Annotated in this window: 21 protein-coding genes; 1 reads left to right on the top strand and 20 read right to left on the bottom strand. The window is 71.2% G+C overall.

The window, feature by feature from the left end:
• Nucleotide 1: 1 nt before the first annotated feature.
• The 18 genes from ACIBNA_RS12605 to ACIBNA_RS12520 form a co-directional block, all read right to left on the bottom strand.
• Nucleotides 2-1159, bottom strand: a complete 1158-nt coding sequence (locus ACIBNA_RS12605; RefSeq protein ID WP_399165197.1) for a dienelactone hydrolase family protein — start codon at nucleotides 1157-1159, stop codon at nucleotides 2-4.
• Entirely contained in the window at nucleotides 1146-2411 is a 1266-nt protein-coding gene (locus ACIBNA_RS12600; protein WP_399165196.1) for a polysaccharide lyase family 1 protein, read from the bottom strand. Before ACIBNA_RS12600 ends, ACIBNA_RS12605 begins: the two co-directional genes overlap by 14 nt.
• Nucleotides 2404-3432, bottom strand: coding sequence for a pectinesterase family protein (locus ACIBNA_RS12595; protein WP_399165195.1), 1029 nt, complete (start codon nucleotides 3430-3432; stop codon nucleotides 2404-2406). Before ACIBNA_RS12595 ends, ACIBNA_RS12600 begins: the two co-directional genes overlap by 8 nt.
• A gap of 1 nt (nucleotide 3433) precedes the next feature.
• Nucleotides 3434-4564, bottom strand: coding sequence for a pectinesterase family protein (locus ACIBNA_RS12590; RefSeq protein WP_399165194.1), 1131 nt, complete (start codon nucleotides 4562-4564; stop codon nucleotides 3434-3436).
• Between the two features lie 143 nt (nucleotides 4565-4707).
• The gene (locus ACIBNA_RS12585) at nucleotides 4708-6018 is read right to left on the bottom strand and encodes a polysaccharide lyase family 1 protein (RefSeq protein WP_399165193.1); all 1311 of its coding nucleotides are present in this window, start codon (nucleotides 6016-6018) and stop codon (nucleotides 4708-4710) included.
• A gap of 29 nt (nucleotides 6019-6047) precedes the next feature.
• Nucleotides 6048-6854: a rhamnogalacturonan acetylesterase gene (locus ACIBNA_RS12580; RefSeq protein WP_399165192.1), complete on the bottom strand. Its 807-nt coding sequence runs from the start codon at nucleotides 6852-6854 to the stop codon at nucleotides 6048-6050.
• Nucleotides 6855-7016: 162 nt separating this feature from the next.
• Nucleotides 7017-8375: an ABC transporter substrate-binding protein gene (locus ACIBNA_RS12575; RefSeq protein ID WP_399165191.1), complete on the bottom strand. Its 1359-nt coding sequence runs from the start codon at nucleotides 8373-8375 to the stop codon at nucleotides 7017-7019.
• 54 nt (nucleotides 8376-8429) lie between these two features.
• A complete protein-coding gene (locus tag ACIBNA_RS12570; RefSeq protein ID WP_399165190.1) occupies nucleotides 8430-10430 on the bottom strand; it encodes a pectinesterase family protein in 2001 nt (666 codons plus the stop codon).
• Nucleotides 10431-10463: 33 nt separating this feature from the next.
• Nucleotides 10464-11984: a family 43 glycosylhydrolase gene (locus tag ACIBNA_RS12565; protein ID WP_399165189.1), complete on the bottom strand. Its 1521-nt coding sequence runs from the start codon at nucleotides 11982-11984 to the stop codon at nucleotides 10464-10466.
• Entirely contained in the window at nucleotides 11981-12826 is an 846-nt protein-coding gene (locus ACIBNA_RS12560) for a PmoA family protein (RefSeq protein ID WP_399165188.1), read from the bottom strand. The genes ACIBNA_RS12565 and ACIBNA_RS12560 overlap by 4 nt, the downstream gene beginning before the upstream one ends.
• On the bottom strand, nucleotides 12823-13980 hold the full coding sequence (locus tag ACIBNA_RS12555; protein WP_399165187.1) for a Gfo/Idh/MocA family protein: 1158 nt from the start codon (nucleotides 13978-13980) through the stop codon (nucleotides 12823-12825). Before ACIBNA_RS12555 ends, ACIBNA_RS12560 begins: the two co-directional genes overlap by 4 nt.
• Nucleotides 13977-15266: a polysaccharide lyase family 1 protein gene (locus ACIBNA_RS12550; protein ID WP_399165186.1), complete on the bottom strand. Its 1290-nt coding sequence runs from the start codon at nucleotides 15264-15266 to the stop codon at nucleotides 13977-13979. The genes ACIBNA_RS12555 and ACIBNA_RS12550 overlap by 4 nt, the downstream gene beginning before the upstream one ends.
• On the bottom strand, nucleotides 15263-16162 hold the full coding sequence (locus ACIBNA_RS12545; RefSeq protein WP_399165185.1) for a carbohydrate ABC transporter permease: 900 nt from the start codon (nucleotides 16160-16162) through the stop codon (nucleotides 15263-15265). Before ACIBNA_RS12545 ends, ACIBNA_RS12550 begins: the two co-directional genes overlap by 4 nt.
• Nucleotides 16159-17094 carry a carbohydrate ABC transporter permease gene (locus ACIBNA_RS12540; protein ID WP_399165184.1) on the bottom strand — a complete coding sequence of 312 codons (936 nt, stop codon included), beginning with the start codon at nucleotides 17092-17094 and terminating at the stop codon, nucleotides 16159-16161. Before ACIBNA_RS12540 ends, ACIBNA_RS12545 begins: the two co-directional genes overlap by 4 nt.
• Nucleotides 17095-17207: 113 nt before the next feature.
• Entirely contained in the window at nucleotides 17208-18941 is a 1734-nt protein-coding gene (araD, locus tag ACIBNA_RS12535) for an L-arabinonate dehydratase (protein ID WP_399165183.1), read from the bottom strand.
• Nucleotides 18938-19849: a dihydrodipicolinate synthase family protein gene (locus ACIBNA_RS12530; RefSeq protein ID WP_399165182.1), complete on the bottom strand. Its 912-nt coding sequence runs from the start codon at nucleotides 19847-19849 to the stop codon at nucleotides 18938-18940. Before ACIBNA_RS12530 ends, araD begins: the two co-directional genes overlap by 4 nt.
• Nucleotides 19846-20505, bottom strand: a complete 660-nt coding sequence (locus ACIBNA_RS12525) for a GntR family transcriptional regulator (protein ID WP_399165181.1) — start codon at nucleotides 20503-20505, stop codon at nucleotides 19846-19848. Before ACIBNA_RS12525 ends, ACIBNA_RS12530 begins: the two co-directional genes overlap by 4 nt.
• 150 nt (nucleotides 20506-20655) lie before the next feature.
• A complete protein-coding gene (locus ACIBNA_RS12520; protein WP_399165180.1) occupies nucleotides 20656-21252 on the bottom strand; it encodes a TIGR03086 family metal-binding protein in 597 nt (198 codons plus the stop codon).
• Between the two features lie 131 nt (nucleotides 21253-21383).
• Here ACIBNA_RS12520 and ACIBNA_RS12515 point away from each other — a divergent pair, with 131 nt between their 5' ends.
• The gene (locus tag ACIBNA_RS12515; protein ID WP_399165179.1) at nucleotides 21384-22622 is read left to right on the top strand and encodes an MFS transporter; all 1239 of its coding nucleotides are present in this window, start codon (nucleotides 21384-21386) and stop codon (nucleotides 22620-22622) included.
• On the opposite strand, the gene ACIBNA_RS12510 is transcribed toward ACIBNA_RS12515, so the two are convergent.
• On the bottom strand, nucleotides 22559-23725 hold the full coding sequence (locus tag ACIBNA_RS12510) for a hypothetical protein (protein WP_399165178.1): 1167 nt from the start codon (nucleotides 23723-23725) through the stop codon (nucleotides 22559-22561). The genes ACIBNA_RS12515 and ACIBNA_RS12510 overlap by 64 nt on opposite strands.
• Nucleotides 23722-24663, bottom strand: a complete 942-nt coding sequence (locus tag ACIBNA_RS12505) for a 5-dehydro-4-deoxyglucarate dehydratase (protein WP_399165177.1) — start codon at nucleotides 24661-24663, stop codon at nucleotides 23722-23724. Before ACIBNA_RS12505 ends, ACIBNA_RS12510 begins: the two co-directional genes overlap by 4 nt.
• Between the last annotated feature and the right edge of the window lie 105 nt (nucleotides 24664-24768).

The raw sequence follows: 24768 nt of genomic DNA, 5'->3' as shown, positions 1-24768 counted from the left end.
CTCACAGGACGTCGTCGAGCCAGCTGAAGACCTCGTCCTGCATCTCGTGAGTGAAGACGTGGCCGAGCTCCGGCCACGTCTTCACCCGTATCCGCTCCTCGGCGTGGCGCGACCGCCACACGGCACGCAGCTTGTCGTACGCGACCCGTACGCCCTCGGCCGGGAACAGTGGGTCGAGCCCGCCGTCGAGGAACAGCATCGGCCTGGGCGCGGCGATGCTCGCCACGTCGGGGATGTCGAGGTGCCGGGCGAGACCCGGGTGGAGCATGTAGTACGCCGACTGCCCGCGCAGCGTGTTGTTGCCGGGCACCATCATCTCTTTCAGCCCGGTCATCCAGCACACGCTCGCGGCGGCCGCGATGTGGTCGCTGAGGGCGGCGGTCTGCCAGGCGCGGTAGGCGCCCATGGAGAAGCCGACGGCCGCGACCCGCCGGGCGTCCACCCGGTCGAGTCCCGCCAGGAAGGCGGCGGCCCGCTGGTCCTCCCGGGCCATGAGCCCGGCGAGCGAGGAGCCGAGGTTGTAGAAGTTGGAGGCGAGGGCCTGCTGCTGCTCGTAGGCGAGCGGGCCGCGGTCGCCCCAGCCGAGCGCGTCCAGGCACAGCACCACATAGCCACGCCGGGCCAGTTCGTCGCCGACGAACCGCCCGCTGAAGTACTTGTCCGCCCAGGCCCGGGCGGAGGCGAGACGCGTGTCGTCGTACCAGGGCCGGACGAGTTTCTCCTTCCCGATGTCGAACCTGGCCCCGTGGTCGTGCAGGAGCAGCACGGCGGGGAAGGGGCCCTCGCCGTGCGGGGTGAGCAGAGCGCCGCGCACCCGTTCGTAGCGGGTGAGGGAGACGGTGACCAACTCCCTTGTGTAGCCCTCCCCTTGGGCACGTCCGCCGATCTGCGGGGCGTACGGCGTTTCGTCCTGCCGTTCGACGAGCAGGTGCTCCTCGACCGTGGCGCGGGCGGCACGCCGCCAGGCGCGGAAGTCGCGGATCGGGGATCTCCCCCAGGCGAGCGGGAAGGTCAGGGCGTCCTTCAGCGCCGGGTGGAAGTCGGGCAGCGGACCGTCCACGACCGCCGCCTCCGCCGCGTTCACCGTTCCCCCGGCCAGCAGGGCCGTGCTCGCCCCGACCACGAACGTCCGTCGGCCCAGCGGCTCATGGGTGCCCATACGACCTCCCGGTTCCGGCGTGCCGCAGCACGTACCTCTCGACCGCCGACGGGGACGTCAGGGCGCGGTAGTCGTAGACATCGGCGGGATCCCAGCCGACGTCGCTCCCGAGGCCGAGACCGCTCGCCACGGCGTTCAGCCGGGCGGGCCGGCCGTTGAACCAGGAGCCGGTGTCGCGGAACCGCTCACCCCCGTAGTCCGCGACGGCGAGCGACGGCCCGCCCCCGGGATACCGGAAGACATTGCGCTCGGAGAAGATCGCGGACTCCACGCCGACGCCCAGGGCGTAGAGCGGCGCCTGCCCCCGGTGGACGTTGTTGACGACGTGCACCTGCCCGAAGCGGACACGCGGGGCGCGCTGCACGATGCCGCTGAACAGGTTGCGGACGAAGGTCACCTTGAGGTGCCCCCGGTCCCGGTCGCCGCGTCCGTCGCCCGACCCGATCAGGATCGCCTTGTCGTGATCCTCGAACCGGCTGTCGGAGACGGTGACGAAGTCGGAGCCGTCCTCGATGTCCAGCAGCCCGTCGTGCCGCTGGACGCGCTCGCCGTGGAAGCCGAGGGGCGCCTCGCGGTCGGGGAACCGGCCGTCGGTGAAGGTGCAGTGGTCGATCCAGATGTTCTTGCCGGTGATCACGGTGAGCGCGTCGAAGCGGGCGTCCCAGCTGCCGCGTGTGCCGTCGCCCGGAGACCAACTGGTGAAGTGGTCGACGGGCGCCTCCAGGTGCAGGTTCCGCACGACGATGTTGCTGCCGGTGTTGACCGTCAGGAACACCCCGAGCAGCCGGGCGTCGCGGCCCACGCCGACGAGGGTCGTGTTGCTCGGCACGGTGAGCTGGATCTGCGCCTTCTCCTTGTTCGACCCGGTCTGGCGCAGTTGCCGCTGCTGCTTGCAGTGGTCGAAGCGGGTGTCGGACCAGGCGGCGCCGTCCTCGCCGAAGCAGGACATGTACTTGCCGAGGTCGTATCCGGGCGCGTAGTCCTGCTCGCCGAGCAGGGAACCGTCGTCCGCCTCGTGCCCGGAGATGTCGCCGACGACCCGGATGACCTTGGGCGCGGTGGGGGCGCCGTCGTTCGCGAGGGCGGTCTTGAGTTCGGCGCGGGTGTCCACCGTCCAGGTCCTACCGCCCGCCCCACCGGTGGTGCCGGGGCCGGTCGAGGCCCAGCCGACGGGGGCGCGTTCGGCGGCGGAGGCCGGCGAGGCCGGCCAGAGCAGGCAGAGACCGAGGAGGAGCGCCGCGGCCCTACGCATAGGGCCTCCAGACGCCGAGGTACGTCTCCTTGGTGTGCAGCGCGGCTTGCGCGCGGCTGAGTTGTGGCCGGTTCTCGGGCACGGAGACGGCAGCCCCCGGCCCGGTGTTGCGGTACTCGGCGAACCGCATCGACTGCCAGGGATAGGCCTCGCGCATGTCGGTGTACGGGGCCACCGGGTCGATGCCCGGCCCGATCCGGGTCTCCCGCACCACCAGCGACGGCCACGCCGTGGTCTCGTACGACGGCACCCAGGGCCGGGCCAGCTTGTACGCCCCGTCCTCGGCGCCGGAGGTGATACGGCAGCGGACGGCGAGGATGCCGTACGGGTTCGCCCGGGCCGTGGAGGGCGCGAAGACCATGCCCTTGGGTGTGAAGTCCACGTCCCGTGCCAGCGTGCGGAAGTGGCACTGCTCGAACACGGCGGTCGCCCGCCCGAAGACGAAGTCGACGTCGCCTTCGATGTGGCAGTGCCGGAAGTACTGCCGGTCGAAGGTGCCGAGCGCCCTCGTGTCGGTGAAGAGGGTGTCCTGGTGGGCCAGGAAGCGGACGTTGTCGAAGGACGACCGGTCGCCCGTCAGGTACGCGGCGACCGCCTGGGTGCCGGTGATCTCGGGATGGTCGGCGCGCAGCCAGTCGTTGGCGAGGGTGAGGTCGCGGACGGTGAGGCCGGGAGCCGCCGAGGTGAAGGTCGCGGAGCCCGCCGTGCCGTACGTGGTGCCGTCGGGCTTCCTCGTGCCGGCTGCGTTGTCGTGGACGATGACGGCATCGCGCGGGTCGCGGGTGGCGCCGCGCAGGGTCAGCCCGGCCTTGTGCGCGGGGATGTTCACGACCTCGCGGTACGTCCCCGGATGCACGACGACCGTCCAGCCCGGCCCGTCGACGGCGTCCACGGCCGCCTGGACCGAGCCGCCGGGGCGGACGTGCAGGACGCGGTGGCGCGGCGCGGCGGAGGCCGGCCGGGGGCCGGCGGCGGTCAGGCCGCCGGCGACGCCGGTGAGCAGGAGAGTGCGTCGGCGCATCTCAGCACGGCTCCGGTGGCCGCCAGTCGCCGAGCCAGGTGGCGCTGGTCGCCGACTCGGCCTGTTCGTCGGTGAGCTGGGGCCGGTTCTCCGGGACGGTGACGACGGCGCCCGGGCCGGTGTTGCCGTACTCGGCGAAGCGCTGGTCCTGCCAGGGGTGGGCGTCCCGCATGTTGGCGTAGGGCGCGACCGCGTCGATGCCCGGGCCCAGCCAGGTGTTGCGCACCGTGAGCATCGGGCGGACGGTGGTGCTGGAGGTGGGCACCCAGGGGCGGGCCAGCTTGTAGTAGCCGTCAGGGGCCTCGCTGCTGACGTGGCTGCGCGTCACGAGGTAGCCGTGCGGGTTCGCGCGCTCCGTGGAGGGGGCGAAGACGAAGCCGTACGGGGCGCGGGACGCGTCGGTGCGGTTCAGGGTGCGGAAGTGGCAGTGCTCGAAGACGGCCGTGGCCCGGCCGAAGACGAAGTCGACGTCGCCCTCGACGTAGCAGTGGGAGAAGAACTGGCGGGCGAAGAGGCTCGCCGAGTTGGAGTCGGCGTACAGGGTGTCCTGGTGGCCGAGGAAACGGCAGTGGTGGAAGGCGGAGCGGTCGCCCTGCACCTTGATGGCGACGGCCTGGGTGCCGGTGATGTCCGGGTGTTCGGCGCGCACGAAGTCGTTGGCGAAGGTGACCCGGTGGGCGGTGAAGCCGTCGCCCCGGACGGTGGTGGTGGCCGAGCCGGTGGTGCCGTAGGTGCCCGAGCCGTCCGGCTTCGGGGTGCCGGCCGCGTTGTCGTAGACGATGACGACGTCACGCGGACCGTCCCCGGCGCCGAGCCAGGTCATCTCCGTGCGGGAGCGGTCGACGGAGACGGTCTCCCGGTAGGTGCCCGGCGCGATGACGAGGGTCCAGCCGCTGCCTTCGACGGCGGTCACCGCGGCCTGGACGGAGGTGAAGTCGCCCCGGCCGGACGGGTCGACGTACAGGGTTCGCGCGTTCAGGCGCGCGGACGGGGAGCCGTAGCGGCCGAACGGGTGGGATGCCGCGGCTCGCGCGGGGGCCGGCGCGAGGCCGAGTGCCGCGCCGGCACCGGCGGTCGCCAGCAGGAAACCCCTTCTGGACAGGGGAAGTCGGAGGCGGCGGGGTGAGGCCATGTGGGTGTTCCTTCGCAGTGCGAGTCGTCGGGGATGTCGTGTTCTTCCTCGCCGTGGGGGGTGCGGGGCCGGGGCGGCGGGTGCGCCCCGGCCCGGTGGTGCGGCAAGCGGGCGCCGGGGAAGTTCCCCGGGGGCCGCTCAGGTCAGCACAGGCGGCCGGCGCCCGCGCCTTGGTCGACCAGCCACGGGATCGCCTGCGGCGGGTGGACCTGTGTGCGCAGGGTCGGCTTCCAGCCGGCGCCGGACTGCAGGGTCTCCTCGGGGATCTCCGCGTTGTGCACGGCGATCAGGTCGGTGAGCCTGCCGTTGACGTAGTTGTTCTCGGCGGTCAGCGGGGCTTCCTTCCACTTCTTCAGTGTCCTGGCCGCGCTGACCCCCTTCGGCAGCGAGAAGGCGTTGTCCGTGGCGTACAGCCGCGACTCGATGCCGATGCCGAAGGTGTAGCCGTACGACTGGTCCTTGGTCACGACGAAGTGGTTGTTGTACGAGTCGACCTGTCCGAACCGCACGCGCGGCGCCCGCTCCACGAGGCCCTTGAAGCGGTTGTGGTGCAGGGTGACCTTGAGCTTGCCGGCGTCGTCCGCGGCGGCGGTGTCGCTGTTGCCGATCAGCATGGTCTTGTCGTGGTTCTCGAGCGAGTTCCAGGACACGGTCACGTAGTTGGCGCCGCGCACGATGTCGAGCAGCCCGTCGTGCTGCTGGTAGACCTTGCCGAGGTACTTCGGCAGGGAGCTGTCGGGGTAGCGGCCGTCGGTGAGGGTGTTGTGGTCGATCCACACATGGGTGGAGCCGTGGACGACGACGCCGTCGTACGCGGAGTTCCAGGCGCCGGTCTTGTTGTCGTCGGTCGGGTCCCACTGCGGGAAGCAGTCGATCGGGGCCTCGATGGTGAGGTTGCGCAGGATGACGTTGTGCGCGCCCTTGATCTGCAGGCTGCCGCCGAGGATCCCGGAGTTCTCCCCGACGCCGACGATGGTGGTGTTGGAGGGGACGCTCACCTTGATGGCCTTGGCCTGATTGTCCGCGGACGCGTCGCGCAGGTCCTCCTGCTCCCCGCTGACCGGGGTGTCGTGGCCCCAGACGGCGGGGTCGTAGTCGGCGAGGTACTGCTGGAAGTCGTAGCCCTCGGCCTCGAAGGCCTCGCAGCCCTGGGCCACGGCGTCGATCATCCCCTTGACCTTGATGATCTTCGGGGCGTCACCGCCGGCCTCCAGGGCGGCCTTGAACTCCTCCCAGGTGGTGACGGTGTGGACGTGCGCGGCGTCGGCGGCCGAGCCACCCGTCGTGCCCGCGCCCTGTGAGGCCCAGCCGTCGTTCGCGGGGAGCACCTCACGGCCGAGGTCCCGGCCGTCCGCCTGCGCGGTGGTGCCGGTCAGGGACAGCACCAGGGCGGTGCATCCGACGAGCGCGGCGGCTCTCAATACGGCATGGCCATGCCGTCTCTGTGGGTTCATGGTGCGGCTCTCCTTGTACAGGACGGGGTTCAGGCGGCCTGGGGCCAGGTGATCCAGGACTCCGGGATGTCGTCGTCCAGCCGGTGCACGTCCCGCGGCGCCAGCACCCGGGTGCGCAGCAGTTCCCGCACCACCAGCCGCGCCACGGCGATCGCGCCGGGCGGGTTGAAGTGCGTGTTGTCCTGCTCGGTCTCGGTCCAGTTGAAGTACTTCTTCGTCTCCTCGACCCCGAGCTCCTGCCACAGCGCGATCGACAGGGCCTGGATGTCGAGCAGTGCCACGCCCTCCGCCTCGGCGAGCGCTCGCATCGCCGCGGGGTACTCGCCGTGGCTCGGCCGGGCGGTGCCGTTCGCGTCGAATCTGCGGCGTTCCACGGACGTGGCCAGCACGGGGCGCGCGCCACGCGCACGGGCACCGGCGATGTACAGCCGCAGGTGGTCCTGGTACGTCGTCCAGGGCTCGGTGTAGCGGGTCGGGTCGTCGGACTTGGCGTCGTTGTGGCCGAACTGGATCAGCAGGAGGTCACCGGGCCGGATGGCCGCGAGGATGGCGTCGAGGCGGCCCTCGTCGACGAAGCTCTTCGAACTGCGGCCGTTCACAGCGTGGTTGGAGACCTTCAGGGTCTCGTGGAGGAAGAACGGCAGTGCCATGCCCCAGCCGGTCTCGGGGGCGGCGTCGGCGTACTTCTGGGCGGCGGTGGAGTCGCCGGCGATGAAGAGGGTGCCGGTGCGCGGGGCGCCGCCGTAGGAGGCGGTGGCGTGCGCGGGGGAAGCGGCGGCGACGGGGACGGCGGCGATGAGCGCCGCGGCGGCGATCTGTCTGCGGGTGAGAGACATGGGGGCGGCCTTTCAAGGCGGTGTTTCGGGTTCTTGCGGTAATGCCTCTTACTTCGGGGGTGGGGGGTTGCGGGGCCGGAGGGAGAGCCGGCGGCGGGGCGCGATGGATGTCCGCCGCCGGCCCTGTCCGGTGTGGGGCGTGCAGGAATCAGCGGGCCGGGGTCAGCCCTTCTGCTCGTTCCATTCCTTCTGGGCCTCGTTGAGCTGCTCGGCCATCTTGTCCAGGAAGTCCTTGGCGCTCATGTCGCCGAGCAGGACCTTCTGGAAGCTGGGCTCGTTGTCGGCCTTGGAGACGGTGTTCCAGTCCGGCAGGTAGTACGGCAGCTGGACGATGGTGGTGGAGCCGTCGTTGAGGGCCTCGGCGGCGAGCTTGGTCGGCTCGGCCTTGGCGATCCAGGCGTCCTTGGCGGCGTCCGTGTGGGACGGGATGGCGCCGGCCGACTCGTTCCACTTGGAGTTGGACTCGTGCGAGGCGGCGAACTCGATGAACTTCCAGGCGGCTTCCTTGTTCTTGGAGCTCTTGAACAGGCCGAGACCGTCGACGGGGTTGGAGACCTGGACGCGCTTGCCGCCGGGACCGGTGGGCTGCGGGATGCCGCGGAACTTGTCGGTGCCGAGCGCCTTCACGTGGTCCTGGTAGGAGCCCAGGTTGTGGTTGAGCATCCCGATCGTGCCGGAGTCCCACTGGGAGACCATCTTGGTGAAGTCGTTGTTGAGGTCGGCGGCCGGCGTGTACTTCTTGTACAAGCCGGCGTACTTCTCCAGCGCCTGGACGTTCTTCGGGTCGTTGAGGGTGGTCTTCTCGCCGCCGGCGTCCCAGAAGGACGTGATGCCGGACTGCCCGTACATGGCGTCCAGCGCCTGCGCGATGGAGCCCGCGCCGCCGCGGATGGTGTAACCGAACTCGTTCTTCTTGGCGTTGGTGAGCTTCTCGGCGGCCTCGTAGAACGCGTCCCACGTGGTGGGCGTGTCCAGACCCGCCTTCTCGAACAGGTCGGTGCGGTAGTAGAGGGTGCCGTTGTTCGCGGAGGTCGGGATCGTGAACAAGTTGTCCTCGGAACCGCCGGCCACCTTGACCGACTCGACCATGCCCTCGTTGAGCTTGCCGTTGAGAGAGGACTTGGCCAGACGGCCCTCCAGCGGCTCCAGCGCGTCCTGCGCCGCGATGCCCGCGAGCATGGCCGCGCCGACGCCGCCGACGTCCGGCAGGCCGCCGCCCCGGATGGCGGTGTCGTACTTGGACTGCACCTCGGTGGAGGGGATCCCGACGTACTCGACCTTGATGTCCTTGTTCGCCTTCTCGAAGTCGGCGATGATCTCCTTCCAGATGTCGGTGCGGACACCGCCGTTGTTGTCCCAGAAGACGATCTTCCCGGTGCCGCTGCCCTCGGCTCCGCCCCCGCCCCCGCCGCTGCCGTCGTCACCGCAGGCGGTGGCGGTCAGGGCGAGCACGGCCCCCAGGGCGACGGCTGCCGACGTCCGGCGCCTTCCTGTGCTGGTGCTGCGATTGCTGATCTTCATTGGTCGGCTCTCTTCTTCTTCTGGATCCAACGGAGATGTGCAGGTGTGGGGGTGTCAGTGCCGGTCGTACGGCGCCCAGCCGTCCGACCCGTTCAGGTAGCGGGCGACGGTGTACGACGGTGCCTCGGCGTCACTCAGCTGCGGCCGGTCCTGCGTCACGGCCGCGCCGGGCCCGTAGTTGCCGTACTCGGCGAACCGTGCGTCCCGCCAGGAGAAGCCGCTCATGTCGGTCCACGGCGAGGCCTTGATCGCGGCGGGCAGCTCCGTGTCCCGGATCAGCACCTGGGCGATGGCGTCCGGCTCGCCGCCCGGGTGCCAGGGCCGCCCCAGGTGGAACGACCCGGCGGGTGCGTCGCTGAGGATCTCCGACCGGGTGATCAGGAACCCGTACGGGTTGTCCTTCCAGGTCGAGGCGGCGGTGATGTAGCCGTTGTTCGTCGCCGACCCCCGGCTCAGCGCCCGGATCACCGACCGCTCGATGACGGTGGTGGCCCGCCCGTAGATGAAGTCGACGTCGCCCTCGATGTACGAGTCGCGGACGTAGACCCGGCTGACGGTGGTCAGCTTGGGGCTGTCGGTCATCAGGGTGTCCTGGTTGCCCAGGAAGGCGGTGTCCTCGAAGACGATCCGGTCGCCGGTCGTCTTCATCGCCAGCGCCTGCTCGCCCTTCAGCTCGTGCGCGGCCTCGTCGAAGTCGTTGCTGAAGGTGAGGTTGCGGGCGGTGACGTCGTTCGCGGCGATCCGGACGGTCGCGCTCCCGGTGGAGCCGCCGTACTCGGCGGGTGTGTCGTAGACGATGACCGTGTCGGAGCGGTCCTGTCCAGTCCCCTGCAGCAGGATCTTCGGCTTGTTCGCGGGGATGAACACCTTCTCGCGGTACGTGCCGGGCGCGACCGCGATGGTCACGGGCAGGTCGTTGCCGGCCGGCACGGCGTCCACGGCCGACTGCACGGTCGGGTACGCCGCGGGGACGTGCAGCGTCACCGCGTCGCCGATCGGCTTCTGCGGGCCGGAGAAGCGCGTGACCAGCGCGGGGACGGCCACGGCCGGGTCGAGGCGGTAGTCGTAGAACGCCCGTGGATCGAAGGCGTCACCCCAGGCGTCGTGCCGCCCCGTGGTGTTCCTCAGGATCGAGCCGCGCTGCACCAGCTCGGCCGTGGCATCGGCCTGGTGGGGGTGCTGGACACCGTCGTAGTAGCTGTTCTCGATGACCATCTCGGTCCTGCCGCGCGCCCAGCTGCCGTACGTCCACTGCGGGTCGCCGTCGGCCACCTGGTGGGAGAAGTAGTTGTTGTACAGGTGCGCGTAGGCACAGTTGTCGGCGGAGGGATTGCGTTGTTTCGTCCCCGTGAACCAGTTGTGGTCGATGGTGATCTGCGTCTTGGCGTTGTCCGTCCAGCCGATGCCGAACGCCTTGTTGTGGTCGGCGAACTGGTTGTAGGAGACGGTGATGTACTCGCTGTCCTTGCGCACGTCGAGCAGCCCGTCGCCCATGCGCGTGAAGCGGTTGTGGTCGATCCAGACGTGGTGGACGGAGTCCATCTGGATGGCGTCGAAGTCGGTGGTCTTGCCGTCCCAGTCGCCCTCGACGTAGCTGTCCCGGATCGTCAGGTTGCGGATGATGACGTTGTGCGTGCCGGGCTTGAGGTGCAGCTCGCCGTGGACGATCTCGCCGGTGTCGCCGACGCCGATGATGGTCTTGTCGGACGCCACCACGATGTTCGAGCCGAAGGGTTCGACGGCGATCGAGCCCTTGACGCGGATGACGTACGGTTCCTCGGCCGCCGCATATCGGGCCAGCGAGGCCTGGTCGGTGACCGTGACGACCTTGCCGCCCGCCCCTCCGGTGGTGCCGCCGGCGAGGGAGGCGAAACCGTGCGGGCGGTCGGTGAAACGGTCGGCGGTCGTGGTGGCCGGCGTGGTCTGCGCCGTGTCCGCGGTGGGGGCGGCCTTCGCCTCCCCCACCGCCCCCAGGGCCAGGGTGGCGACCAGGCCGAACACGGCGGCCATGGTTCTGCCGGATCCCGGCATGTGCTTGCTACGGAGGTGCGTCATTGCGGCTCCCAACAGGCGGGGGGTCGTGATGGGTTACAGGGGTCTGATCCGGAACTGCGTGAAGGTGGCCGCGCCGGCGTGTCCCTGTCCGGCGGGCGCGAGGGCGAACAGGCCGAGCAGGGCACCGACCCAGCGCCACGGAGTGGCGGCTAAGACCTGCCCGGAGGGACGGAAGCCGTCCCCGACGTCGCAGGAGAAGCGGCAGCGCGCCCCGGCGCCGATCTCGATGCGCAGCCGGGCCCGGCCCTCGGGCGCCTCCCGGGGGTGCGCGGCGTCCCGCTCCCGCTCCGCGACCGCCTCGGCGAACCGGTGCACCAGATGCACGGTCCCGTCCGCGCCCCGCTGAAGCCCGATCCAGCCGAACGCGTCTCCGAGCACCGCGAGTCCGGCCCGCGCGCCCGGCTCCTCGCTGCTGAGACACAGGTCCACCTCGACCACGCAGGGCGTGCCGGGCAGCCGCTGCGTGAGCACGTGCGGCAGCCTGCGCAGGTCGTGCGCGTCGGCCGAGCGGACGCAGGTCAGCCGGAGCCCGTCGCCGGAGTGCTGGGTGGCCCAGCCGTCCTGCGGGTTGGCGGTCCACTGCCACTGGCGGCCGAAGCGTCCGCCGGGGAAGTCGTCGTCGGTCGCGGGCGCGGCGGGCGGCTGCGGTGGCAGGTCGGGCCGTTGGTGTACGGCGACGGGGGCGCCCTCGTGACCGAGCACGGGCCAGCCGTCCGCTCCCCAGCGCATCGGCTGGAGGTGCACGACCCGGCCGTAGGCGCCGCGCTGCTGGAAGTGCAGGAACCAGTCCTCGCCGGACGGGGTGCGCACCCAGCCGCCCTGGTGCGGCCCGTTGACGTCGGTGTCCTTCTGCTCCAGGACGATTCTCTCCTCGTACGGCCCGAAGAAGCCGCGCGAGCGGAAGGCGCCCTGCCAGCCGGTCTCCACTCCCCCGGCGGGCGCCAGGATCCAGAACCAGCCGTCGTGCCGGTAGAGCTTGGGCCCTTCGAGGGTGAACCAGCCGGGTATGCGGTCACCGTCGACGATCACCTTGCCCTCGTCGAGGAGTTCGGTGCCGTCGGGGCGCATACGGTGGCCGGTGAGGCGGTTCTTGACGCCGGAGCGGGACTTGGCCCAGGCGTGCACGAGGTACGCCTCGCCGGTCTCGTCGTCCCACAGCGGGCACGGGTCGATCAGGCCCCTGCCCGCCTTCACCAGGTGCGGGCGGGTCCACGGGCCCCGGATCGCCGGTGCGTTGACCTGGAAGATGCCCTGGTCGGGGTCACCCCAGAAGATCCAGAAACGGTCGTCGTGATACCTCAACGAGGGTGCCCAGACGCCGCAGTCGTGGCGTGGCGCCCTGAACTCGCCCGCCGGTTCCAGGCGTTCGAGGGCGTGGCCGACCAGGGTCCAGTTGACCAGGTCGCGGGAGTGCAGAAGCGGCAGGCCTGGGGCGCGGCCGAAGCTGGAGGCGGTCAGGTAGAAGTCGTCGCCGACGCGCACGACGTCCGGGTCGGACCAGTCGGCGTCGAGGATGGGGTTGCGGTACGTGACGTCGGTCTGCTCGGCGCTCACGGGCTCACCGCCTTCCGGACGAGGGACGCGGCCGCGTCCCGGTCGAGGCGGCCGTCGGCGACGACGGTGACGACGCGGCGTACGACGGTGTCACCGGGCGGGATCGGCAGCCGTTCGTCGTGAGCGAGGGACGAGCCCACGCCCGGGTATTCCTCGGTGCGTACGAACCACGGGTCCCGCCGGGTCTGTCCGGTGGCTCCGGCGAAGACCAGCGTCCAGGTGGAGCCGGCCAGGGCGAGCCAGTCGGCGTGCCGTCCGTGGACCTCGGCCTCGCCCTCGGTGTCGGCGGTGAAGACGTCCGGGGCCCCGGACTCCTTGCGGGCCCGCCAGAAGAAGCCGCCGTAGGCCGCGCCCGGGCGGCCGTTGGTGGCGGGGCTGCCGATGGACAGCGGGTCCGGGGTGACGTTGGTGAGGGAGAAGGTGAGGTCCAGCGCCCAGGCGGAGTCGGTGAGTTCGGTGGCCGCGACCGTGCGGCGTTCCCGCAGCAGCTCGCCTCCCGCGGCCACCCAGCGCAGCTCCTCCACGAAGCCGTCGGGGTCGCACAGCTGGAAGGTGGTGTGCCGCTGGGAGCCGTGGTTGTCCAGCTCGGTCGGGCCCTGGTCGCGGACGAAGGTGCGCCCGCCCCAGAAGTTGTACCCCTCGACGTCGGGAACGGCGACACCGACGCCGAGGTGGTGTGTGTGGTCGGCCGGGCTGAGCTCGGTCACGGCCGTGCCGGCCAGGGTGGTGACGGGGTGCAGGTACGGGCGCGGGGACAGGCGCGCAGGGAGCTCGGGCCGGATGACGTACCGGCCGACCGGCCGGCCCGCGACGCTCAGGACCGCGGTGTCGGTGCTGGTCATCGGGTGCTCACCTCTTTCTGGCGTGCGGGCGGGAGCGCCCAGGGGGCACCCAGCTCGGAGTACAGGGAGAGGGTGTCTGCGGCGGCCGCGACCAGCCCGTCGATGCCGGGCACGACCCTGCGGTTCTCGCCGGGGACCCGGCGCCAGGCGGTGTCGGGCAGCGGGGCCGGGTCGGGGGCCTGCCGGATCGCCTCCACGACCTTCATGAAGGCGCCGGTCTCGTCCGGGGTGACCAGCAGGCCGGCCCCGGTGGTGAGATGCGCGACGAGGTTCTCCAGCAGGTCGGTGCGGCCGTACTCGTACTCCTGCGGGCCGTGGGCCGCACGCTGGAGCAGCACCCTGTCCTGCTTGTACCAGAAGGTGATCCGGCCGCTGCTGCCGTGCACCAGGACGTACGGCTCGTCGGCCCGCTCGGCGCACAGGGTCGCGGCGACGGTGACCGGGTGGCCCTGCGCGGTGGTGACGCGGACGCAGGAGGTGTCGTCGGACTCGATGGCGTTGGCGCGCAGCAGCTCGGTCTCGATGGCGGTGACGTCCTCGGCGCGGGTGCTGCCGCCGAGGGCGAGGGCGGTGGCGACGGCGTGCGCGAGGGGGTTGGTCAGCGCCCCGTCGATCACGTCGACGCCGTTCAGCCGCCGCTTGCCCGCCCAGGGCGCCCGGCGGAAGTAGGCCTCGTCGCGCACCCAGGCACCGGCTCCACCGAGCCCGACGAGCCGGCCGATGGCGCCCTGGGTGATCAGTTCGCGGACCGCGGGCAGGGCGTGCGAGCCCAGCGACTGGAACCCGATCTGGCAGGCGACACCGGCCTCGGCGACCCCGTCGGCCATGCGGCGGTACTCGGCATAGGAGGGGGCGGGCGGCTTCTCCAGGAGGATGTGGACACCCTTGCGTGCGGCCGTCAGCGCGAGATCGGTGTGCGTCGGGATCGGCGTGCAGATCACCGCGATCCGGGCGCCGGTGGACTCCAGCAGCGCGCCGAAGTCGGCCGACTGCTCGGGGAGTTCGCCGCCGAACTCGTCCTCGGTCAGCGGGGTCAGCTCGCAGATGCCCACCAGCCGGACCAGTCCCGCGCGCTGGAGCCGGCGGATGTTCTCCACGTGCCAGCGGCCGTGGCCGCGGGCGCCGGCGAGGACGACGGGCAGGGGTGTGCTCATGGGATCCTCCCCACTCCCGCACCGCGGACCACAGCCCGGTCGGCCGCCTCGGCGCTGTCGATCTTCGTGTGCAGAGTGGGTGTCCAGCCCACGTCGGCGGTCAGGTCGCGTTCGCTGCCCGAGTTGTAGGCGTTGTGGATCGCGAGCAGGTCGACCGGGTAGCCGTTGAAGAGGGTGCCGCTCTGGTGCAGGGCGTTGCCGTTCCAGCTCTTGACCAGGTCGGCCGCCTCGACGTGGCCGGGCGTGGTGAAGGCGTTGTTCTCGGCGTAGAGGGCGGACTCGGTGCCCACGCCGAGGGAGTAGCGGTAGGGCGCACCATCGGGGACGACGTACCGGTTGTTGTAGAGGTGCACCTGGCCGAAGCGGACCCTCGGCGCGCGCTGGACGACCGACGTGAACTCGTTGTGGTGCAGGGTGACCCGGAGTCTGCCCCGGTCGCTCGTCGCCGAGTCGCTGTTGCCGATGAGCATCGCCTTGTCGTGGTCGGCGAAGCGGCTCCAGGAGACGGTGACCAGGTCGGAGCCGTTGGTGATGTCCAGCAGGCCGTCGTGGCGCAGGTAGTTGCGGCCGAAGTAGGTGGGTTCCCTGTCGTCCGGGTGCCCCCTGTCGGAGAGCGTGACGTGGTCGATCCAGACGTGCGTGGCGCCGCGCAGCCAGATGTTGTCGTACGCGGTCTTCCAGTCGCCGAGGCCGCCGGTGTTGGGCTGCCAGACGGGGAAGCAGTCGTAGGCGTCGCGCAGGTCGAGGTTGCGGATGATCACGTTGTCCGCGTCCTTGACCTGCAGGCTGGCGCCCTTGAGCACCGCGCCGGAACCCAGCCCGACGATCGTGGTGTTGGAGCCGACGGTCAGCTCGACGCGTTCGGCCTGCCGGGCCGCCGACGCCCGGCGGGCCTCCTCCTGCGGGCCGCTGGGCTTGGCCGGGCCCCAGGTGCGGGGATCGTAGGCGGCAAGGTACTTCTTCAGGCTGTAGCCGTCTGTGGCGTAGTCGGCGCAGTCCAGGCGGTCGCCGTCGTCGTCGGTGTTGGCGTCGATGGTCCCGGCGATCTTGATGATCTTCGGAGTGTCGCTGCCGCCGTCCAGGGCGCGCACCAGCTCGGCTCGGTCGGTCACCGTGTGGACGCGGGCGTCGTCGGCCGCGGCACCGCCGGTGGTGCCGCCCTCGGCCGCGGCCCAGCCGTCGTTCGCGGGCAGCGTGTCGCGGCTGATGTCCCGGGCCTCGGCGTGCGCGGGGACGCACAGCAGTCCCAGCAGGCCGGCGGTCACGACGAGGTGACGTGCTCTCATCCCTTCACCGCCCCGGCGCTGAACCCGGTGATCAGCCACTTCTGGATGAAGGCGAACACGATCACCACGGGCACGGCCGCGATGATGCCGCCCGCGGCGAGGGCGCCGAGGTCGACGCTGTCCGCGCCCATCAGGGTGTTGAGGCCGACCGGGATGGTCTGCTTCTGCTGGTTGTTGAGGAACATCAGGGCGAACAGGAAGTGGTTCCAGGAGTGCACGAAGGCGAAGGAGCCGACGGCGATCAGACCGGGCCGCAGCAGCGGCAGGACGACGATCCGGAAGGCCTTGAACCGGTTGCAGCCGTCGACCCAGGCGGCCTCCTCCAGGGAGTACGGCACGTTCTTGATGAAGTTGCTGATCAGGATCATCGACAGCGGCAGCTGGAAGACGGTCTCGGCGATGATGACGCTGCCCAGCGAGTTGATCATCTGCAGTTCGGCGAAGATCTCGAACAGCGGGACCAGCAGCAGCGCGCCCGGCACGAACTGGGAGCACAGCAGGGCCAGCATGAAGACCTGCTTGGCCCTGAAGTTGAACCGGGCGAGGGCGTAGCCCCCGGCCAGTGCGACCAGGGTCGTCATCACCAGCGTGGCGACACCGACGAGCACGCTGTTCTGGAAGTAGACGCCGAAGCTGCGCTCCGTCCACACCTTCTCGAAGTGGTCGAAGGTCATCGGCCAGGGCACCAGCGAGGTGGAGCCGGCCGGGCGCAGCGAGAACAGCAGGATCCAGTAGAACGGGATCAGCGTGAAGACGAGGTAGATGCCCAGGGGCAGGTAGATCTGCCAGCGGGGCGCCTCGTCCCAGGCGCGGCGGGACCTGCCCGCCGGCCGCGGCGGTTCCGGGGTGGCGGGTGCGGGGGCGGGCTCGGCCTTGGTGGCCATCTTGGTGCTCACTTGTTCTCGCCTCCGAACTTGCTCATCCGCAGATAGACGATCGAGCAGAAGAGCAGGATCACGAACGCGACCGTGGTCAGGGCCGACGCGTAGCCGAAGTTGTGGGACTCGACACTGGTGCTGGCGATGTAGAGCGGCAGCGTCGTGGTGACGCCCGCGGGTCCGCCGCCGGTCAGCGTGTAGAGCAGGTCGACGTTGTTGAACTCCCAGACCGCGCGCAGCAGCGTGGACAGGATGATGGCGTCCTTCAGATGGGGCAGCGTGATGTGCCAGAACTGCTTGATCCGGCTGGCCCCGTCGACCTCGGCGGCCTCGTACAGGTCCTTCGAGACGGACTGGAGGTCGGCGAGGATGAGGATCGCGAAGAACGGCACCCCGCGCCACAGGTCGGCGACGATCGCCGCCGGGAACACCGTGGAGGTGTCCGACAGCCAGCTCGTGCCGTAGGAGCCGATGCCCATGTCCGCGAGGTAACGGGTGATGCCGGTCTGGGAGTTGTAGAGCAGAACCCAGATCGCGGAGGTCAGCACGCCGGAGACGGCCCACGGGGAGAAGACCATGGCGCGTCCCAGGCCCCGGCCGACGAAGGTCTGGTTGACGATGAGGGCGAGTGCGAGGCCGAACAGCAGTTGCAGGCCCACTTCGACGAAGACCCACTTGGCGCTGAAGACGAGACTGTCCCAGAACAGCGGGTCGTCGGTGAAGATGCGGACGAAGTTGTCGAAGCCCGCGTATCCGTTGCGCCACGGCTTGGTGGGGTTGTAGTTCTGCAGGCTGTAGTAGAAGACGCTGATGACCGGGTAGGCGATGAAGCCCAGCATGAGCAGGGCGGCCGGTGCGATCAGCAGGTACGGGAGTCTGCGCGGTGTGGCGGAGGCACGGCGCCGCCGGGGTGGCGCGGGCGGTTTCGCCACGGCTGCGGCTTGGGCCATGACTGTTCTCCGATCTCAGTACGTCGTGGTACGTCGTGCGTGCGCGGGAAGCGCTTTCTCGCTGTGCAAGGGTCGTGCCGGGTCGTGCTGAGGTGCTTGGGTGGTGCGGCGGTTCAGCCCGCGTACGGGTCCTGCACCTTGCCTGGGCGGGCCAGGAACTCGAAGTCGCAGCCGGTGTCGGCCTGCGTGATCTGCTCGTTGTAGAGCGCGCCGTAGCCGCGCTCGTACCGGGTGGGCGGCGGCGTCCAGTCCGCCCTGCGCCGCTGAAGCTCCTCGTCGTCCACATGGAGATGGAGGGTGCGCGCCTTGACGTCGAGGGTGATGGAGTCGCCGGTGCGCACGAGGGCGAGCGGTCCGCCCACGTACGACTCGGGGGCGACGTGCAGCACACAGGCGCCGTAACTCGTGCCGCTCATCCGGGCGTCGGAGATGCGGACCATGTCCCGCACGCCCTGCTTGAGCAGGTGGTCGGGCAGGGGCAGCATCCCGTACTCCGGCATGCCCGGCCCGCCCTTGGGACCCGCATTGCGCAGCACGAGCACGTGGTCGGGGGTGATGCCGAGCGACGGGTCGTTGATGGTGCGCTGCATGGTCTTGTAGTCGTCGAAGACGACGGCGGGTCCGGTGTGCTTGAGCAGGTGCTGCTCGGCGGAGATGTGCTTGATGACGGCGCCGTTCGGGCAGAGGTTGCCGCGCAGCACGGCGACTCCGCCCTCCTTCGCGACCGGGTTGTCCCGGGTCCGGATGACGTCGTCGTTGTGCACCTGCGCGCCTGCGATCTGCTCCCGCAGCGTGTCGCAGGAGACGGTCGGCCGGTCCAGGTGGAGCAGGTCCGTGATCCGGGAGAGGAACCCGGGCAGGCCGCCCGCGAAGTGGAAGTCCTCCATCAGGTACGTCTGTCCGCCGGGCCGTACGTTGGCCAGCACCGGGACCGTGCGGGCGATGCGGTCGAAGTCGTCGAGGGTGAGCCGGACGCCCGCGCGGCCGGCCATGGCGATCAGGTGGATCACGGCGTTGGTGGAGCCGCCGAGGCCGAGCACGGTCGTCACGGCGTCGTGGAAGGCGTCGGCGGTGAGGATGTCGCTCAGCTTGCGGTCCTTGTGGACCAGTTCGACGATCGTCATACCCGCCTTGGCGGCCATCCGGTCGTGCCCGGAGTCGACGGCCGGGATGCTGGAGGCACCCGGGATCGTGACGCCGAGCGCCTCGGCGGCGGCGGTCAGGGTGGAGGCCGTGCCCATCGTCATGCAGTGGCCGGGCGAGCGGGCGAGGCCGCTCTCCAGCTCCTGCATCTCGCAGTCGCCGATGACACCGGCCCGCTTGTCGTCCCAGTACTTCCACATGTCGGTGCCGGAACCGAGCACCTCGTTGCGCCAGTGGCCCGGCAGCATGGGTCCGGCCGGCACGAACACCGCCGGCAGGTCCGCGCTCGCCGCGCCCATGAGCAGGGCGGGCGTGGACTTGTCGCAGCCGCCCATCAGCACGGCCCCGTCGACCGGGTACGACCGCAGCAGCTCCTCCGTCTCCATGGCGAGCATGTTGCGGTAGAGCATGGGGGTCGGCTTCTGGAAGGTCTCACTCAGGGTCGAGACCGGGAACTCCAGCGGGAAACCGCCCGCCTGCCAGACACCGCGCTTGACCGCCTGGGCGCGATCCCTGAGGTGCACGTGACAGGGGTTGATGTCCGACCACGTGTTGAGGATCGCGATGACGGGCTTGCCGAGGTGCTCCTCGGGCAGGTAGCCGAGCTGGCGGGTGCGGGCCCGGTGGCTGAAGGTACGCAGCCCTTCGGTGCCGTACCACTGGTGACTGCGCAGGTCCTCCGGACGCCTTTGCGGTGTGCTCATAGCGACCACCCGGCGGCGATGGCGGCGACCTCGGCCCGCTCGCTCTCGGGCAGCGGCCTGCTCGGCGGCCGGACCTCGCGGCGGCACAGCCCGAGGGAGGCGAGGGCCTCCTTGACGACGGTGACGTTGTTGGCGGAGCCGTTCGCGGCGCGCAGTTCCTCGAAGCGGCGGATCTGCTCCCAGACCTTCATGGCGGCCGGGTAGTCGCCGGAGCGCAGCGCCTCGATCATGTTCAGGGAGACGGCCGGGGCGACGTTGACCAGCCCGGAGGTGAAGCCGGTGGCGCCCGCGGAGAAGTAGGAGGGCGCGTAGGGCTCGGCGAGGCCGGCCACCCAGACGAAACGTTCCAGCCCCGCGTCCCGGGCGAAGGCCGCGAACCTGGCGGCGTCCGGGACGGCGTACTTCACGCCGATGACGTTCGGGCAGGCGTCGGCGAGTTCGGCGAGGCGGGCCCCGGTGAGCTGCGCGTTGCGGATGTAGGGGACGACGCCCAGCTCGGGCACGGCCTCGGCGACGGCACGGTGGTAGTCGACCCAGCCGGCCTGGGAGACGTACGGGTGGACGGGCTGGTGCACCATCACCATCTGGGCGCCGAGGTCACGGGCGTGCCGGGCGGAGGTGACGGCGGTCGGGACGTCGTGCCCGACGCCGACCAGGATGACGGCCCGCTCCCCGGCCTCGTCGATCGTCAACTCGGTGACGAGCCGGCGCTCTTCGGGGGTCAGGGCGTAGAACTCGCCGGTGTTGCCGTTCGGGGTGAGGGTCGTGATGCCGCCGTCGAGCAGACGGCGCAGCAGGGCCCGGTGGGTGTCCTGCTCGACGGAGCCGTCCTCGGCGAACGGCGTCACCGGGATCGCCACCACGTCGGCCAGGGCCGCCCGCTGGGTCTCGAACGCCACGCTGCTCATTCCTGACCTTCCTGTTCCAGTGCTGCCTCGGGGAAAGCGCGCTGCACGAAGGACGCGATGTGGGAGTGGAGGGCGCGCGCCGCGCCGTCGGCGTCGCCGTCGAGGGCGAGCCGGAGGATCTCGCGGTGCTCGTCGGCCTCCCGCTCCCAGGAGGGCGAGGCGGCCCAGGCGACGGCGGAGACGAGGGCGGCCTGGTCGCGGACCTCGTCGAGCATCCGGCCGAGCAGCGGGTTGCCGCACGGCAGGTAGAGGGCGCGGTGGAACTCGCGGTTGGCGAGGGAGCGTTCGGCGGTGTCGGTGGCGGCGTCGGCGCGGGTCAGCGCGTCCCGGGCGGCGTCCAGGGAGGCCCCGCGCCGCACGGCCCGCTTCAGTGCCTCGGGCTCCAGCAGCAGCCGCACGTCGTAGACCTCGCGCGCCATGTCCGCGTCCACCATGCGCACCGTGACGCCCTTGTACTGGCTCATCACGACCAGCCCGGTGCCGGCGAGGGTCTTGAGCGCCTCGCGCACCGGGGTCTTGGACACCCCGAACTGCGCGGCGAGCTCGGTCTCGACCAGCGCCTGGCCCGGCGTCAACTGCCCGGTGAGGATGCGGTGTTTGATCCCCTCCAGCACGTACTGCGTGCGGGAGGGGATCGGCGTGGGCACAGAGGTCATGCGCGCCTCTCGGATCTCGCGTCCCTGGGGATCGCGTATCGGATCTCGCGTATCGCGTCTCATATATGACGTACGAAGTACGACGCGATGACGGTAAGAGGGCGCGTTTGTTTCGTCAATGCTTCTGACGAAGGAAGTAGCAATCGCTTTCTACGACCTGGGCTTCCACCCCGGATCCCGCCCGCTCAGCCCCACCGTCCGGTCCAGCAGCGGCGCGTCCGCCTCGACGGGGACGACGGGGCCGAAGATCTCGCCCCGGCCGGGGTCGTCGACCGACGCGGCGAGGAAGTCGTGGCAGGTCTGGAGCGCGGCCGGGTCGGGTGCGTACGGCTGGCCGGTCGCGCGGGCGAGGTCCCAGCCGTGGATCACCAACTCGTCGATGGCGACCAGGCCGGCGATCTCGCCGGGCAGGTCGACGCCCCCGGCCCGGGTCATGCCGGTCCAGGCGGCCGGGTCGCGCCAGGCCTCGGCCAGTTCGGCGAGGACCTTGGGCAGCTCCTCGCGCCAGCCGGGCCCGATGTCCGGGAGCGCCGAGGCCGGGCTGGTGTCGGTCGTGACGCCCAGGTCCTTGCGGCCGGCGTCACGGAAGGCGACGGTCAGCCCGACCAGGTGGCCCAGCAGGTTGCGCACCGCGTACTGCGGGCAGGGCGTCGGGTCCGCCAGTTGCTCGTCGGTGACGCCTTCGGCCAGGCGCGCCAGGACCGCCGTCTGCGCTCCGAGGTCGAGGGTCGGGGTGGTGTCGGTCATCGGCTGTTCCTCCTGGTGTGGTTCCTGGGAGGTTGACCGACGGCGACCGCGGAACTCATCGCCCGGCCGCCCGTTTCCTCGGGCACTTTCCCGATCCCTGTCCACGGGCCTTAGAGCCACGATGACCAGGCATGACATCCACAACGACCTGGCCCGTGGTGCGTGTCCTGCGCGACCGCGACTCCGGGCTCCACCTCTGCGCGGTGGTGGTCTCCGGCTTCGGCACCTCGGCCCTGTGGCTGGCCTCCGGCGTGTGGGTGAAGGACCTCACCGGCTCGGACTCCCTGGCCGCGCTGTGCCTGCTCGCCATGTGGCTGCCGACCCTGGCCGGACCGCTGCTGGGCACCCTGGCCGACCGGGGCCGCCGCAAACCGCTGCTGATCGGCGTGAACCTGCTGCTGGGCGCCCTCCTGCTCACCCTCGTGAGCATCGACGCCCCGGGCGACCTGTGGCTGCTGTACGCGGTGCTGTTCGTATACGGCGCGGCGGGCGTCGTCCATGACGCGGCCGAGTCGGCGCTCGTGGCGAGTGCCGTCGACCCGTCCCTGCTCGGCGACTTCAACGCTCTGCGCATGACGGCCAACGAGGGCATGAAACTCCTGGCCCCGCTGGCGGGCGCGGGCCTGTACGCGGCGCACGGCGGCGCGAGCGTCGCCCTCCTGGACGCGGCGACGTTCGTCCTGGCCACCGGCCTGTACGCGGTGCTGCGGGCGCGGGAGGAGAAGCCGGCGCCGCCCACCGGCAGCCGCCGGCAGCGGACCGCCGAGGGCGCCCGCCATCTGTGGGCACACCCCGTGCTGCGGCCCCTGGTCCTGGCGGGCGGCGCCACCATGCTGTGCGCCGGCCTGAACGGGGCGATGGTCTACGCCGTCGTCGACGGCCTCGGGCACTCCCCCGCGTACGCCGGTGTGCTGTACGCCGTGCAGGGCGCCGGGTCGGTCGCGGTCGGCCTGCTCTCGGGCACCACCCTGCGCCGCCTGGGCGAGCGGCGCTTCGCGGCGTACGGCATCGCCCTGCTGGCCGTCGCGGTGGCCCTGCGGGCGGTGCCGTCCGACCCGCTGGCGCTGGCGTGCAGCGCGGCGATCGGCGCGGGACTGCCCGCGGTGCTGATCGCCACGCTGACCGCCGTGCAGCGCGAGACGCCGGGCCCGCTGCTGGGCCGGGTCACCGCCACCGCCACCACGCTGGTGTACACGCCGAACGTGGTCGGGCTGGCCGCCGGGGCGGCCCTGGTCGAGCTGGTGAGCCACCGGCTGGTGCTGGTGGCCCTGGGCGTGGCCCTGCTGGTGACGGCGGTGCCGCTGTTTCAGAACCCGGCGAGGACGGAGCGCACGGTCTCCAGGTCGCCGTCGGACGCCAACCCGGCGTGATACAGCCGCAGTTCGGTGGCGCCGAGCCGCCGTGCCTCGGCCGCGTCGGCGGCGAGGGTGCCGGGGCTGCCGCCCATGCCGGAGACGACGGTGAAGTTGGCGGCGATGACCGCGCCCGCCTTGCCCTGCCGGGCGAACGGCGTCAGCGTGCCGGTGCCGCCCGCGCAGGGCACGACCACACCGTCCGCGACGGACAGGATGTGCTCCGGGTCGACGCCGGGGTTGGCGCCGACGTGGTAGGACACCGGGTCCGCGTGCAGCAGCACCTGGAAGCCCTCGGGCGCGGCCGCCCGGACCGCCGCCACGGCCTCCTCCTGGAGCGTGCGGGCCGTTTCGTCCCGCCACGCGCGCGTGGTGTTCGCGAGCGTCTCGCCGAGGAGCTTCTCCACGCCCGTCCAGCCTCCGTCGGAGGGCGTCGCCCCCTGCCACACCGGCTCCAGCGCGGTCCGTACGGCGGCGGCCAGCTCGTCGGCGTCCAGGCCGTGCCGGCCGTAGCCCTCCCGGCAGGCCGGACAGAAGCACAGCGCCATCAGGTACTGCCCGGCGTCGCCGAGGCCGACGCCGCCGGTCTTGTCGTGGGCGTGCAGATGCTGCAGGCCGTACCAGCCGAGGGACTCCAGCTCGGTGCCGCGCGCCCCGGGCCGTACGGCCGCCTCCGCGGCCAGGTCGGTCAGGTACGCGCGCGTGACGGGCTGGGCGATGCACGGCGCCCAGGGGTAGCGGTCGCCGTAGGCGTTGACGACCGAGGTGTCCGGGTGCTCGGCGCCCAGGCGGGAGTTGTGCGCGAGGACGACCCAGGTGTGCACCTGAAGGCCGGCGTCCGCGAGCGCGGCGGCGGCCTCCCCGAAGGCGTCCCCGGGGGCCCAGTCACCGGCCGCGTAGGGGCGCAGTTCCCGCCCGTCCCAGCGGTCGCCCAACGGGTACAGCACGGCGGCGTGCTCGGCGGTGACGATGCGGTGGCGCGGGTGGCGGGGCGTGAGCGCGCGCGTGGAGTGGTAGGCGGCGGCGAGCGTCACCTGCTCCACGCCGAGCGCGGCGATCCGCGCGGGCGCCTCCGGGTCCCCGTTGACGTCCCAGGGGTAGACGAATGCCGACGCCTTCACTGTGCCTCCTCAAGCAGCGCGTAGCCGCGTTCGATCACTTCGGCGAGCTGCTTGACATGATCCTCGGTCGGCTCGTGCAGCGGGGGGCGTACCTCCCCCACGTCCAGTCCGCGCAGTCGTACGCCGGCCTTGACGAGGGCGACGGCGTAGCCGCGGCCCTGGGCCCGCAGTTCGACGAAGGGGCGGTAGAAGCCGTCCAGCAGCTTCTCCACGGTGCCCTCGTCGCCGTTCCGGAGGGCCCGGTGGAAGGCGAGGGCGATCTCGGGCGCGAAGCAGAACACGGCGGACGAGTAGAGCGTGACGCCGAGGGCGCGGTAGGCGAGCTGGGTCTGTTCGGCGGTCGGCAGGCCGTTGAAGTAGAGGAACTCGCCGGGGACCTCGGAGCGTACGGCGCTGACGATGCGCTGCATGAGGTCGAGGTCGCCGAGCCCGTCCTTGAGGCCGATGATCCCGTCCGTGCGGGCGAGTTCGACGACGGTCTCCGGGGTGAAGACGGCGTTGTCGCGCTGGTAGACGACGACGGGCAGGGAGGTCGCGGCGGCGACCTCCCGGTAGTGCCGCAGCAGCCCTTCCTGCCCGGCGACGACGAGGTACGGCGGCATGGCGAGCAGCCCGTCGGCCCCGGCCGCCTCGGCGAGGCGGGCGTAGCGCACGGCGAGGGCGGTGCCGTACCCGGCGCCCGCGACGACCGGCACACGCCCCTCGGCCGCCTCGACGGCCACCCGGACGCACCGCTCGAACTCCTCGGGCGTCAGCGCGTGGAACTCGCCGGTGCCGCAGCAGGCGAACACGGCGGCGGCTCCGGCCTCGACCCCGCGGCGCACGTGCGCGCGGTAGGTGTCGAGGTCCACGGAGCCGTCGGGGCCGTAGGCGGTGACCGGGAAGAACAGCGGTCCGCTGGGGATGTTGAGTCGAGCGGCGAGAGGGGCTGACGTCACGAGCTCTCCCGGTTCCATATTCATGATTGCCGTCTATATTTCTGAACGCCTCCACGCTAAGGCGCCGCCTCGGCGCCGGTCAAGCACACGAACCCGCGACGCACC

This window comes from Streptomyces sp. NPDC050164 (assembly GCF_044459945.1).
In the GTDB taxonomy this organism is placed as follows: Bacteria; Actinomycetota; Actinomycetes; order Streptomycetales; family Streptomycetaceae; genus Streptomyces; species Streptomyces coeruleorubidus_A.
Note: the sequence above shows the minus strand (reverse complement) of the source record. Positions and strands in the feature narration are given on the sequence as shown.